16 protein-coding genes are annotated in these 13090 nt (G+C 64.0%); 6 read left to right on the plus strand and 10 right to left on the minus strand.

Translation table 11 applies throughout. The features are described from left to right. The first annotated feature begins 243 nt into the window (after positions 1-243). From NKJ26_RS32115 to NKJ26_RS32135, 5 genes are all read left to right on the plus strand, one after another. Positions 244-1281, plus strand: a complete 1038-nt coding sequence (locus tag NKJ26_RS32115; protein WP_352699781.1) for a LacI family DNA-binding transcriptional regulator — start codon at positions 244-246, stop codon at positions 1279-1281. Between the two features lie 63 nt (positions 1282-1344). Next, positions 1345-2592 carry an ABC transporter substrate-binding protein gene (locus NKJ26_RS32120; protein ID WP_352699782.1) on the plus strand — a complete coding sequence of 416 codons (1248 nt, stop codon included), beginning with the start codon at positions 1345-1347 and terminating at the stop codon, positions 2590-2592. A gap of 172 nt (positions 2593-2764) precedes the next feature. Continuing rightward, positions 2765-3694, plus strand: a complete 930-nt coding sequence (locus NKJ26_RS32125) for a carbohydrate ABC transporter permease (RefSeq protein WP_352699783.1) — start codon at positions 2765-2767, stop codon at positions 3692-3694. Then, positions 3694-4551, plus strand: coding sequence for a carbohydrate ABC transporter permease (locus tag NKJ26_RS32130; protein WP_352699784.1), 858 nt, complete (start codon positions 3694-3696; stop codon positions 4549-4551). Before NKJ26_RS32125 ends, NKJ26_RS32130 begins: the two co-directional genes overlap by 1 nt. A 23-nt stretch (positions 4552-4574) precedes the next feature. After that, positions 4575-6548 carry a glycoside hydrolase family 127 protein gene (locus NKJ26_RS32135; RefSeq protein WP_352601756.1) on the plus strand — a complete coding sequence of 658 codons (1974 nt, stop codon included), beginning with the start codon at positions 4575-4577 and terminating at the stop codon, positions 6546-6548. Between the two features lie 20 nt (positions 6549-6568). Here NKJ26_RS32135 and NKJ26_RS32140 read toward each other — a convergent pair whose 3' ends face one another. The 8 genes from NKJ26_RS32140 to NKJ26_RS32175 all read right to left on the minus strand — a co-directional run bounded on the left by NKJ26_RS32140 (position 6569) and on the right by NKJ26_RS32175 (position 11113). Then, entirely contained in the window at positions 6569-7675 is a 1107-nt protein-coding gene (locus NKJ26_RS32140; protein WP_352699786.1) for an acyltransferase family protein, read from the minus strand. Between the two features lie 114 nt (positions 7676-7789). After that, positions 7790-8188 (minus strand): DUF1801 domain-containing protein, encoded by a 399-nt coding sequence (locus tag NKJ26_RS32145; protein WP_352699788.1) that lies wholly within the window; start codon positions 8186-8188, stop codon positions 7790-7792. Positions 8189-8222: 34 nt separating this feature from the next. Continuing rightward, positions 8223-8657 carry a DUF1801 domain-containing protein gene (locus NKJ26_RS32150; RefSeq protein WP_352699789.1) on the minus strand — a complete coding sequence of 145 codons (435 nt, stop codon included), beginning with the start codon at positions 8655-8657 and terminating at the stop codon, positions 8223-8225. 9 nt (positions 8658-8666) lie between these two features. Continuing rightward, positions 8667-8888, minus strand: coding sequence for a hypothetical protein (locus NKJ26_RS32155; protein WP_352601764.1), 222 nt, complete (start codon positions 8886-8888; stop codon positions 8667-8669). A gap of 42 nt (positions 8889-8930) precedes the next feature. Then, on the minus strand, positions 8931-9323 hold the full coding sequence (locus NKJ26_RS32160) for a VOC family protein (RefSeq protein WP_352699790.1): 393 nt from the start codon (positions 9321-9323) through the stop codon (positions 8931-8933). Between the two features lie 74 nt (positions 9324-9397). Next, the gene (locus NKJ26_RS32165; RefSeq protein WP_352699792.1) at positions 9398-9829 is read right to left on the minus strand and encodes an SRPBCC family protein; all 432 of its coding nucleotides are present in this window, start codon (positions 9827-9829) and stop codon (positions 9398-9400) included. After that, on the minus strand, positions 9826-10149 hold the full coding sequence (locus tag NKJ26_RS32170; RefSeq protein ID WP_352699793.1) for an ArsR/SmtB family transcription factor: 324 nt from the start codon (positions 10147-10149) through the stop codon (positions 9826-9828). The genes NKJ26_RS32165 and NKJ26_RS32170 overlap by 4 nt, the downstream gene beginning before the upstream one ends. A gap of 220 nt (positions 10150-10369) precedes the next feature. Then, positions 10370-11113 (minus strand): gamma-glutamylcyclotransferase, encoded by a 744-nt coding sequence (locus NKJ26_RS32175; RefSeq protein ID WP_352699795.1) that lies wholly within the window; start codon positions 11111-11113, stop codon positions 10370-10372. Positions 11114-11273: 160 nt separating this feature from the next. Between NKJ26_RS32175 and NKJ26_RS32180 the strand changes: the two genes are divergently transcribed. Continuing rightward, positions 11274-11966: a DUF2270 domain-containing protein gene (locus tag NKJ26_RS32180; protein ID WP_352699797.1), complete on the plus strand. Its 693-nt coding sequence runs from the start codon at positions 11274-11276 to the stop codon at positions 11964-11966. Between the two features lie 254 nt (positions 11967-12220). Here NKJ26_RS32180 and NKJ26_RS32185 read toward each other — a convergent pair whose 3' ends face one another. Together NKJ26_RS32185 and NKJ26_RS32190 are read right to left on the minus strand one after the other, a co-directional pair. Beyond that, on the minus strand, positions 12221-12364 hold the full coding sequence (locus NKJ26_RS32185) for a hypothetical protein (protein ID WP_352601776.1): 144 nt from the start codon (positions 12362-12364) through the stop codon (positions 12221-12223). 131 nt (positions 12365-12495) lie between these two features. Continuing rightward, positions 12496-13090 (minus strand): ABC transporter permease (locus NKJ26_RS32190; protein WP_352699798.1); only part of this gene is annotated, 595 nt, incomplete at its 5' end.

A 13090-nucleotide genomic window follows, 5' to 3' on the forward strand; every position in this document is an offset into this window, starting at 1 on the left:
GAATCTGCGGAAGCCTCTTGAATCACGCTAACCTACGCCCGGCCACAAAATTACACCCCGTCGTTAACCTGAACTCGTTGCCCTGCCCAAACCATTTTTCGCTTGAACGACCATCCATTCTGGCCTAGCCTTTGGATTGAGAAAAGGTTTTTCCAAACGTTTCCGATCGAGCTTGGCCATGTGCCGGGCTTGGTTCTGGCCTGTAAGAGAAAACCTTTTCCCAATTAAGGATTTCTCGGCGCGATGGCATCGGAACCAATCCCGGTCTTTCCCAAGCCCGTCACCTTGCGTGACGTGGCCGCATTGGCTGGCGTCAGCGTCGCCACCGCCTCCAAGGCGCTCAACGACCAAGGCCGCATGACCGCCGAAACCCGCGAGCGCATTCGCGAGACGGCCCGGGGTCTCGGCTTCCGCCCCAATAGCCTGGCGCAGAGCCTGCTGAGGCGCCGCAGCTTCACCGTCGGCCTGCTCACCAACGATACCTATGGCCGCTTCTCGCTGCCGCTAATGTCGGGCATTTCGGACGCGCTGGTCGACAATGGGGTCTCGGTGTTCCTGTGCAATGTCGAGGAGGATCCGCGGCTGGGCCAGTTGCATGTCGAGGCCATGCTGGACAAGCGTGTCGACGGCATCATCGCCACCGGCAAGCGCATCGACCGCCATCTGCCCATCGATCTCTCCAATCTGCGCGTCCCGGTGATCTACGCTTTCACCCAGCCCGATCCGGACGCCATCGCGTTCGTCGCGGACGACGACGGCGGCGCGCGGCTGGCCGTCGAACATTTCTGCAAGCTTGGCCGCAAGCGCATCGCCCATGTCAGCGGGCCGGCGAGCTTTGCGGTGGTGCCCGCGCGGGCACGGGCCTATCGCGACGTGCTGACCGAACACGGCTTGCCGGTCACCGAGCCGCTGCTCGGCTCCTGGTCGGAAGCCTGGGGTCACGAAGCGGTGGCGCAACTGTTCGACGGCGGCAACGAACGGCCGGACGCCGTTTTTTGCGGCAACGACCAGATCGCGCGCGGCGTCATCGATGCCTTGCGCGAGCGCGGCTTGAGCGTTCCCGGCGATGTTGGCGTCATCGGTTTCGACAATTGGGAGATCGTGGCCGAGGCGACGCGCCCCCCGCTGACCTCGGTGGACATGAACCTGGCGGCGCTCGGGCGCGAGGCCGGGCTGACCCTGCTTTCCCTGGTCGGCGGCGCATCAGCCGCGCCGGGCATTCGAAAACTGCCGTGCCGGCTGGTGGTGCGTCAGTCCTGCGGCCACCCGCTGGATGGCTGAAACGAAGCGCCGCGTGATCGGCGCAAGGCCGCGGACAGCGGCCAAACCGTGGAGGAGGAGAACATGAGGAACCTGATTGCCAAACTGGCCCTGGCCGCTGCCGTCATTGGTGGCGGACTTGGCACTGCCGCCGCCGAGACCGCCAACATCTGGGTGCGCGCCGACGGCTCGAATTTCATGCCGAGGATCGTCGACGCATACAACAAGGGCCACACCAACCAGGTCAAGCTCGACATCATCCCCAATGCCGAAATCATCCCGAAATACGGTGCTGCCGCCGCCGGCGGCACGGCGCCCGACGCGCTGTCGCTCGACCTGATCTACACGCCCTCCTTCGCCGCCGCCGGCCAGTTGGAGGACATCACCGACTGGGCCAAGTCCCTGCCCTATTTCGCCAGCCTGTCGCCGGCGCATGTGAAGACCGGCACCTACAAGGACCACATTTACGGCCTGCCCTTCTCGGCTGACGCCTCTGTGCTGATCTGGAACAAGAAACTGTTCAAGCAGGCCGGTCTCGATCCTGAAAAAGGCCCGACAAACTGGGCCGAGATCGCTGCCGACGCCGAGAAGGTCAACGCACTCGGCGGTAACGTCAAGGGCTTCTACTTCTCCGGCAATTGCGGCGGCTGCAACATCTTCACCTTCACGCCGCTGATCTGGGCCTCGGGCGGCGACATCCTGAGCGAGGATGGCTCGAAGGCGACGCTGGACAGCCCGCAATTGCGCAGCGCCATCGACCTCTACCGCTCGATGGTCAAGAAGGATCTGGTGCCGGCAGGCGCCCAGACCGACACCGGCGCCAACTTCTTTGCCGCCTTCGCCGCCGGCAATATCGGCATCTCGCCGTCCGGTGCCTTCGCCATCGGCGCGCTCAACACCCAGTATCCCGATGTCGACTATGGCGTCACCTTCCTGCCGGGCAAGGATGGCGGCTGGTCGTCCTTCGCCGGCGGTGACAATTTCGTCGTCACCAAGGGTACCAAGAAACTCGCCGTGGTGAAGGAGTTCCTCGATTTCGCCTATTCGCTCGAGGGCCAGACCATCCTCGCCAAATACGGCAGCCTGCCGGTGCGTGGCGACATCGCCAAGGACGCGCTCAAGGATCTCGATCCGCGCTACCAGACTGCCGCCGAGGCCATGGCCAAGGGCCGCACGCCCTATTCGGTGGTGTTCAACGACCTGATCAACTCCGCCAACGGCCCGTGGACGCAGATGATCAACGAGGTCTTCTTCGGCGACGACGTCGACGGTGCGATAGCGAACGCGCAGGAAACCATGCAGTCGATCATCGACCAGGCGCCGCAGAAATAAGCGCCAACCCCACCTCCCCCTTGAGGGGAGGTCGGACCGCAGGTCCGGGTGGGGTCGCCTCGGCAGTGCTCGACGTTCCTTCCTTCGTCGGCACATGCGGAGAGGACCCCACCGGCCTACGGCCGGACCCTCCCCTCGAGGGGGAGGGGGACGCCGCGCCAAGGGAACAGCCATGACGACCATCACAGCCTCGACCACCAGCCCGTCCCGCGCCCGAAAACTGGTCGGCGCCAGCCGCCGGCAATGGATCGGCCTCATCTATGTCGCGCCGGCCGTGGCGCTGGTCATGGTGTTCTTTGTCATTCCGCTCGGCATGACGGCCTGGATGTCGCTGCACAATTGGCCGCTGATGGGCGAGCACTCCTTCATCGGGCTCGACAATTATGTCGCGATCCTGCGCGACACCAGGTTCTGGAACGCGCTCAAATTCACCGGCTACTACACTCTGGTCGTCACCATCGCGATCTTCGCCGTCGCCTTCCCCTTGGCCATCTTCATCGAGAAGCCGCGGCCGCTGACCAACCTCTACCGCACCTTCTTCTTCATGCCCGCGGTAGTCGGTTTCGCTTCGGCGAGCCTGCTCTGGTCGTGGCTGCTCAACGTCGATTCCGGCCTGTTCAGCCCGGCCGCCTATGATCTCGGCCTGATCGACAAGAAGTTCAATCTTCTTGCCACCTTCCAGCCGGCCTTCTGGTCGATCATCGCTATGGTCGTGTGGAAGGTCGCCGGCTTCACCATGATCATCCTGATGACCGGCTTGCAATCGATCCCGCAGGATTTGCAGGAGGCGGCCGTCATCGACGGTGCCGGCCCGTTCGCCAGGTTCCGGGCGATCACATTGCCGCTGATGCGCCGCACGCTGGCGCTGGCGCTGATCCTCTCGGTCGCCGGCTCGATCCTCGCCTTCGACCAGTTCTACATCATCCTGCGCGGCGGCCCGCGCAACCAGACACTGACGGCGGTGTACTGGATTTTCAACCAGTCCTTCGTGTCGTTCAAGCTCGGCTACGGCGCCGCACTCTCGATGGTGCTGCTGGCGATCCTGGTGGCGCTCAGCCTGATCCAGCTCTGGCTGCTGCGCAAGCCGGAGGGTCTCGACTGATGACGCAGGCAATGTCCGACGGCGGCAAGCTCGCCGCCCGCATCGCCAGGCATTCCACCGGCATCATCGCCTCGCTGCTGTTCGTGGCGCCGATCGTGTGGACCGCGCTGTCGGCCTTCAAGCCGGCGCAGGAGGCGCGCCTGCCGCCGTTGCCGCCGTGGCCGACCACGGGCTTCTCGCTGGAGAACTATGCCGCGCTCAACAGCTTCGGCGACGGGCTGTGGGCCTCCGCGCAGAACAGCATCTACGTCTCGGTGATGACCGTGCTGCTGTCGGTCATCGTCAGCGTGCTCGCCGGCTACGGTTTCTCGCGCTTCCGCTTTCCGTTCAAGGACCTCTTTTTCGTCCTCATCCTGTCGACGATCATGATCCCGTTCCAGTCGATCCTGACGCCGATCTTCCTGGTGCTGACCAAGCTTGGCCTGCACAACACGCTGACCGGCCTGGTCGGCGTCTATGTGACGCTGCAGCTGCCGTTCTCGATTTTCATGATGCGCAACGCCTTCGACGCGGTGCCGCGCGAGATCGAGGAAGCCGCCCGCATGGACGGCGCCGGCAACGCCACCATGCTTATCAAGGTGATGCTGCCGCTGGTCTGGCCGGGCGTCGTCACCATCGCGCTGTTTGCCTTTCTCGGCGCCTGGAACGAGTTCCTCGCCGCCCTGGTGCTGATGACCGACCAGTCCAAATTCACGCTGCCGGTGATGATGACCGCACTTCAGTCGGGCCGCTTTGGCGCCATCGACTGGGGCGCTGTGCAGGCGGGCGTCACCGTGATGATGGTGCCTTGCCTGATCCTGTTCCTCGCTTTGCAGCGCTTCTACATCCGCGGCTTGATGGCCGGGGCCGTCAAATAGACAGACCGAATGGAGTTAAATTCATGACCGCATCCGCAAAAACCGGCAAGCCGAAACTCGCATTCCGCCCGTTGCCGGTGCCGCAGGTGGACGTTCGCGGCTTCTGGGGCGACCGCGCCGACGCGGTCGCCACGCGCACCGCCGACATCCTCTACGACCGTTGTGTCGAGGCGCGCATGCTGGAGCAGATCGATCCGGACCGGCCCTCGCCCGGTATCGTCATCCCCTTCCACTCGCCCTCGCCCGATGAAGCCGAACGCCAGGGCGCCGAGTTCACGGGCTCGACGGTGACCACGCAGATGTTCTGGGACTCCGATCTCGGCAAGACGATCGAGACATCGGCCTATTCGCTCTACCGCCGCAAGAATCCCGAACTGGAGAAGAAGATCGATGCCGTCATCGACATGTACGGCAAGCTTCAACAGGAGGACGGCTATCTTTCGAGCTGGTACCAGCGCATCCAGCCGGGCAAGCGCTGGACCAATTTGCGCGACTGCCACGAGCTCTATTGCGCCGGCCACCTGATCGAGGGCGCGGTCGCCTACTACCAGGCGACGGGCAAGCGCAAGCTGCTCGACATCATGTGCCGCTACGCCGACCACATCGCATCGGTGCTGGGGCCGGAGCCCGGCAAGAAGCACGGCTATTGCGGGCACGAGGAGATCGAGCTGGCGCTGGTCAAGCTGGCGCGGGTGACGGGCGAGCAAAAATACATGGATCTTGCCAAATACTTCATCGACCAGCGCGGCCAGCAGCCGCATTATTTCGACGAGGAGGCGCGGGCCCGGGGCGCAGATCCGAAGGCCTACCATTTCAAGACTTATGAATACAGCCAGTCGCACATCCCGGTACGCGAGCAGGACAAGGTGGTAGGCCACGCGGTCAGGGCGATGTACCTCTATTCCGGCATGGCCGACATCGCCACCGAATATGGCGACGACAGCCTGCGCGCGGCACTCGACCGGCTGTGGGACGACCTCACCGCCAAGAACCTCTACATCACCGGCGGGCTCGGCCCTTCAGCGCACAATGAGGGGTTCACCAGCGACTACGACCTGCCCAATGAGAGCGCCTATGCCGAGACCTGCGCGGCGGTCGGGCTGGTGTTCTGGGCGAGCCGCATGCTCGGCATGGGACCGAACGCCCGCTATGCCGACATGATGGAGCGGGCGCTGTACAATGGTTCGATCTCGGGCCTGTCGCTAGACGGCTCACTGTTCTTCTACGAGAATCCGCTGGAAAGCCGGGGCCGGCACAACAGATGGAAATGGCACCGCTGCCCCTGCTGCCCGCCCAATGTCGGGCGCATGGTCGCCTCGATCGGCAGCTATTTCTACAGCCTGGCGGACGACGCGCTGGCCGTCCACCTCTATGGCGACTCGACCGCCCGCTTCGATATATCGGGCACACCGGTCAGCCTGACGCAGGCGAGCCGCTACCCCTGGGACGGCGCCGTCGAGATCGCGCTCGAGCCGCAGGCGGCGGTGGAGTTCACGCTGCATCTGCGCATACCGGCCTGGAGCACGGGCGCTACGCTCAAGGTCAATGACGAGATGGTCAAGCTGGCCGACGTCACCAGCGACGGCTACGCCGCGATCCGGCGCACCTGGAAAAAGGGCGACCAGCTGCGGCTCGCTCTCGAAATGCCGATCGAGCGGCTCTACGCCAACCCTCTGGTGCGGCAGGATGCCGGCCGTGTCGCGTTGTCGCGCGGTCCGCTGATCTACTGCGTCGAGGCGACCGACAATGACAGCCAACTGCATCGCCTGAAACTGCCGCGCACGGCGAGCATCGAAGCGCGGGACCGGCCGGAGCTTTTAGGCGGCGTGGTGACGTTGTCGGCCGCCGCGCAAGCCGACGCCGGCGACGGCTGGCAGGACGGGCTCTACAGGCCGGAACCGCCTGCCACCACTGAGACGCGGCTCACCGCCATCCCCTATTTCGCCTGGGACAACCGCGAGCCTGGCGAGATGCTGGTGTGGCTGCGCGACGGGTGAGATTGGCCGCCGCCGCTCGACTATTTCAGGCTTGATTGCGCCGCGGCAGGCAGCACCGGTTTCGGCGGAACTGGCATTGGCGCTGGTTGTGGCGCGCTTCCGTCGATATGCGCCCAACCCGGCCGCTCGAACAGGAACGTTCCGAAGCCGATGCGTTTGACGATGAGGTAGAGAACCACCGGGCTGATGGTCGAGACGAGAAGCACCGCCAGGCTGAGCATGCCGGTGTCGGTCAGAATGCCGCTTGCCAACGCCGCGCCGCGAAACAGCGACATCGGAATCGTGAACGCGACGTAGACGACCAGCGAATGTTCGCCGAGCCAGCGCAGCCATTCCATGGCGGGCAATTTCGACAGGAGACCGCCAAGCACGCAAAGCGCCACCGCTCCGGCGACGGCCAAAGTGAGATGCAGCGGCGGCCATGCCGCGAGGCCCATCTGCATGCCGACCGGCTGAACGGCATAGCCCGGCGAATAGACGAGCAGGCCGTTGACAACAGCCCACAGGAGCAGGCCAGCGACGGCCAGCACCGGGCGGGGTTGCGTCCATTCGACGAGCCGGAACACCAGCGGCGCCATGACGAAGCCGGCATAGAAGAACACGAAATAGGCCGCGAATTGTTCGACCGCATAGCTGTCCGGACGCGGCGCCCACATCTGCAGCGCCGCCGCGGGCGGGATGACGATCCAGGCGGGCACGCGAAACTGCCGCAGCAGTTTTGCGACGAGGCTGAACACCGCCAGCATGTAGATGAACCACAGCACGCCATAGGGCTCGACGACGGCCATTGCGAGGTCGTGCAGCATGCCGCCGGGATCACGGCTGAAGATGCCGATTTTCAGGCCGATCGAGATGATCGCCCACAGGACGTAGAAATAGAGATAGTGAACCACGCGCCGGTCGAGATAGCGCCGCCACGGCCGGTCGATCACCTGCGACAGGAAAAGTCCTGAAATCAGGAAGAATTCCGGCATGCGGAACGGTGTCGCGAAACCGATGACATAGTGGAGAAAACCCACGCCGCCAGTGTACTCGCCGGTGTTGTAGGCCGAATACATCATGACCACGAGGATGATCGAGAGGCCTTTGGCCGTGTCGACCCACGGCATGCGCTTCGGGCTGTTCATGGCGAATCCATCCGGGGCCGGGCCTACCTGGCCAGCCGTCATCCGGCGATATCTAGCACCATCTAGCTTCCCAGATCGTAAACGCCTGCCTTTGGCGGCGAAGCTGGCAGCCCCCTAGCGTTTGGCCTTCGACTTGTTCAGCGCCACGGCGGCGCGCACGAGTGCCGTGAAAGCCTCCTCGTCGATCTCCTCCCCTTGCTGGAAGTCGATGGCTCGCCGCGTGTTGCCTTCGAGGCTGGAGTTGAACAGGCGTGCGGGATCGGGCAGCGCGGCACCCTTGGCGAAGGTCAGCTTGACGACGCTCTTGTAGGTCTCGCCCGTGCAGATCATGCCGTCATGTTCCCACACAGGAACACCGCGCCATTTCCAGGTCTCGACCACGTCGGGATCGACTTGATGGATGAGCGCGCGCAGCCGGCCGAGCATCTCGCCGCGCCAGTCGCCGAGTTCCCTGATCCTGCCGTCTATCAGTTCGGAGGGAGATTTGCTCTCCTGCAGTCCCATCGTCGTCATGCCGTTTCTCCTTCGAACGCTGAAAATAGAGCACTCACATGCGCTCGCCAGGCAATTGGCTGGCCTGCTTCACCCAGGCGCTGAATTGCGCCTCGTCGAGCGGCTCGCCCTCATGGATATTGAGGTAGCGCGTGTCCTTGCTCCTGGATTCGCCCGGCGGCACCGGATCGAGCGACTGGCCGCGGAAGAATGCCACCTTGATGTATTTGGTGAAGCAATGAAAGCTGAGGAACCAGCCCTCGCCTTCGACGCCGTAGAACGGCGAATTCCATTTGACCGCCCTGCGCACGCCGGGCACCGCGCGCTCGATGAGCGCGTCGAGACGTTGGCCGACCTCGCGCTTCCAGCCCGGCATGGCCGCGATATAGGCCTGCACCGGAGCGTCGCCATATCCCTTGGCTACCTGCGGATTGCCGCCGGAAAGCAGCATCGGCTCAGTCCTGGCGGCGACCTTGCTCGTCTTGGCCATCCTGTCTTCCTACCCGTTCACCCGCTGCACGCCGCGTTCCCTGGCAACATAGGGCAGCACGAACATATAGAGGCCGCTGAACAGCAAAAGGAAGAGCGGGAGGAGTGGCGAATACACCACCCAGGCGGGCGGCTGCCCAAAGGCCATGGTGACGAAATTGGCGACGACCGTCGCCGTGAAGATGATCGACAGCCAACGGTGCGCCTGCCTGATCCATTTGCTCCAGTCCAATGCTACCTCCCGTGAAAACGCGTGAACCCTGCCCAGACGGCGCTACCAGCGCGCCAGTTGGGTGATCTGAACGAGGTTGCCGCAGCCATCGTCCAGTTGGGCGATGGTGGAGCCGGTCACCTCGGTCGGCGCCATGGCGAAGGCACCGCCATTCGCCTTGATGCGCTGATGGTCGCCCTTGATATCGTCGCTGAACAGCATCAGCGCAGGCTGGCCTTGCTTGAAGATTGCCTGCTGGTAGGCCTTGGCGGCTGGGTTGTCGTTCAGCGCCAGTTGCAATTCGGTCCCGTCAGGCTCCTCGCTAGAGACGACCGTCAGCCAGCGGAACGGGCCATTGCTGAAATCGGCCTTTTTGATGAAGCCCAGCACGCCGGTGTAGAAGGCGAGCGCCTTTTCCTGGTCGTCGACGTAAATGCTGGTCAGTTTGATCTTCATCGCATTCCTCCATGGGTTTTGCTGGCGGCGGGCCGCCGGTGAAGTCAGGTGCTGGTTCAGTCGGCCTGCGGACGTCAGTCCGTCCGGTCGAGAAGCTCTTCCAGCTTCTCGAAGAATTGCGGCCATCCCATCTTGGCGCCGCCGTAGGCCCGCCGCTGCTCGGGCCGGAAGCCGGCTTGCTCCATACGCAAATGGGTCCCCGTGGGCGTCGGGGTGAGCGTAAAGGTCACCACACTCTGCAAATTGAACGCCGGATCGTGGTGCGCAAGGTTCCAGGTGTAGGACAGCGACTTGTTCGGCTCGACGGCAAGCACCTCGCAATCCAGCACGCCACCCCAATCCGCGCTGATGTTGAAGCGATGGCCGACGACCGGATTGAGGTCATTCTTCATGAGCCATTCCTCGATCAGATGCGGTTGCGTCAGCGCGCGCCAGAGTTTTTCGGGTGGATGCGAAATCTCCCGCTCGACGACGACGGTGCGGGTTTGCGTCGACGCCTCGTTCACTGGTCCATCCTTTTGAGCAATTCCTCGAGGTCGTCGAACCGGTCTTCCCAAAATCCGGCCATCTGGCGCGTCCAGTCCATCAGCGGCGCCAGCGCGCCGAGCCGCGCGCTATAATGCGTCTGGCGGCCTTCGTGGCGATCGCGAACCAGCCCCGCCTGCTTCAGCACGCCGAGATGTTTCGACACCGCCGGCTGCGACACACCGGACTGCATCGTCAGCGCCCCGACAGTCTGCTCGCCCTGGCGGCACAGCCGTTCGAAAATCGCTCGCCTGGTCGGATCGGCGAGCGTCTTGAAGAGCATGTCGTGAGCGTCCGGCATCCGTAATCGATAACCCGTTGGCTATTGATTGACGTATAACCATTGGGATATACGTTCGTCAAGTGGAAGATAACCCTGCTCAGTTGATCTTGTAGATCAGCTGATCCGCCCGCCGGGGCATCTGCTGGACCTTGTGAGTTCCAGGTCGCGGCGTTGCGTGGCGATCGAAAACGGCGCCTTGCCCGCGCCGGCGATCAGCGGATAGACGACGAGGCGAAGCTCATCCACCAATCAAGGCATCAGCCGGCGTTAACGCGCCCGATCTCCTGCGCCACCAGGGCTGCAATTGCCACAGATTGCGGTCGCGGATGCCGCAGGCGTCGAGATGGCGGATCGTTTCGAACAGGTACTGCGCACCCGAACCCCAATGGCCGGCCGCCTTGGCCAGCGTCGCGGCGACGGCCTGCTTGTCGAGCTTGCCGGCATAGCGCGCATTGGCGGGATCGACGACGAAGCCGAGCGCCCGGCCTTCGCCGCTTTCGGTCCTGACCCGCAGCCAGCGCGGCACGTTGACGGCGGGCAGGATGGTCATCTCGCGGCGCAGCAGCGCCTCGAGATTGGCCGCCACCGGCTCGGCGATCTCGAACACCATGCCCTGGCATTGGCCGCCACGGTCGAGCGCCATCATCAGGCCGGGCTGATCGAGCGTGCCGCGAAAGCGCTGTACCGTGAAGCAGAACGACCGGTGCCAGCCTCGCGCCACCGCACGCTCGCCGCCCCTCACCTCACCCACTGGCTTCCACAGCAGCGAGCCATAGGCGAACAGTTTCAGCGGCCCGGGCGGCGCGCTGGCCAGGATCTCGTCGCGAAAGCGCGCATAATCTGCATCGGTCATGTAGACCATGCCCGGCGTCGGCCCGGCATCCTCGACCGGGCGCATGGTACGCGCCACCAGCGCCTCGGTCAGCGCCATCGCGGCCCCGCGCGGCGGGGCGGCGCTCTTGCCGGAAATGACTTTGCTCATCCTCGCGCCCTCAACTCGGCCGCTATGTTGCCGAAGGTGGCGGGATTCTCAAGGGCACAACTCTCGGAGCGGCTCAAAACACCAGCGGCATCGGGTTCGACCTTCCAGCCACAAGGAACGATGTTGCCGGTAAACTATTATAGCCTCGCCGGAGGACGCCATGAACGATGCGTCGGCAAAGCCTGCGGGACCCGTCCTTTCATCGACGGAGCGCGTCAACACGCTATCGCATTTCCACCGCGCCGAGATTGCGCGCATGGCGGGCTGGCGCGATCGGCTCGACAGGACGACCAACTGGGCGATCACCGTGGTGGCGGCGCTTCTTTCGGTGTCGCTATCGACCGCCAGTGCCCATCACGGCGTGCTGCTATTCGCTATGCTGCTGATCCTGCTGCTGCTGTGGATCGAGGCGCGTCGCTATCGGTTCTTCGACTTCTACCGGGCTCGCGTACGCCAATTCGAGCGCCACTATTTCGCACAGATCTTTTCACCGCAACCCGACTTTGCCTCGGACTGGCTGCTGATCGTCGGCGAAGGCCTGCGCGCGCCGAAGTTCCTGCTGTCGCAGCGTGCCGCGTTGGCGCGTCGCCTGCGGCGAAATTACATCTACCTGTTCCTGATCCTGCTCTTGGCCTGGGTGGTCAAGATATCGACACCCGGCCTTCAGACGGTGGGTGTCAGGACCGGGTTCGCCGGCTCGCTTCGCGAGGCCGTCGACAGCGCCGCCCTTGGCCCCATTCCCGGTGTGGCGATCGTGGTCGTCGTGGCGGCATTCTATGCCGGCCTGCTCGCCATTGTCCTTTTCGCGGCCGGCGACGACGGCGAACTCACCTTCGGCGACGTCCACGTCTGATGCCTGGTGACGGGCGGCTGTAACGCAAATGACGGCCCGCGTTGTGATGGTAAGTTCGCTAGGCGCTTGAGGGGCGCCGGCAAGCCATTGCCCTCACCGCGCAGCCGGCCGGGCCCGCCTCCGGCATGGGCGGCTCGGCGGAAGGGCTGTTCGTTGCCGAGATCGTTCCCCCGCCGTGCTTCTGGCTACCGACCGTATCCGTGTCGAAGTGAGGCCCGATATGGCGGGCGAAACTGGCGCCTGATCCTACCGGTCTATATGCCGAAGAACTGCTTGCCGATCACGTAGCCCAGCGCCACGACGACCAGCGGAAACAGCGCCGGCGCGACTTTGCTCAGAACGGAGACTTGCTGGTCCTTGGCCGGTGTGTGGCGTGCATTGCCGAGGTTCTTGGTCACTGCCTGCTGCCCCATACATATTAGCGATCACTCATTAACAGCACGGTCGCATTAACGGCCTGCAAAGAAATTAGATCGAATAGCCGACCATTTCGCGCGCTGGGCCGATGCCGGGCGGCAGGTCCGACGGCTCACTTGTCGGCATTTTCGAAGGCACCAATGCCTTGGGCAATCAGGTTGGTGGCCATGACCAGCGAGATGATCGCGGCCGAATTGAACACCACCACCCACCATTTGCCGCCGGTGAGAAAGCCGTAGCCGTCGGCGATAGCAAGCCCCCAGTCCGCCGAAGGCGGCTGGATGCCGAGGCCGAGGAAACTCAGCGTCGCGATCGAGAAGAAGGCATAGCCGAGCCGGGTTATGAGCTCGATCAGGATGGTCTCCCGGACATTGGGCAGGATTTCGAGAAACATAATCGCCAGCCGGCCTTCGCCTGCGAGCCGTGCGGCGCTCACATACTCACGCTCGCGCTGTTCGCGCACGGCCGTGCGCACCGTGCGCGCCACCAGCGGCGCGTAGGCAAGGCCGATCACCAGGATGACGGTGAGGTTGGAAGGGCCGATCGCCACCAGCGCCATCGTCACCAGCACGATGAAAGGCAGCGACATGACGGCATCGAGCAGCCGCGCGCCGACAGCGTCGACCATGCCGCCTGACGTGCCGCGCACCAGGCCGATGACGCTGCCGACGATCACACCCGCCAGCGTCGCCAGAGGCGCCACTAGA

The organism is Mesorhizobium sp. M0152 (genome assembly GCF_040322415.1).
Taxonomy (GTDB): Bacteria; Pseudomonadota; Alphaproteobacteria; order Rhizobiales; family Rhizobiaceae; genus Mesorhizobium.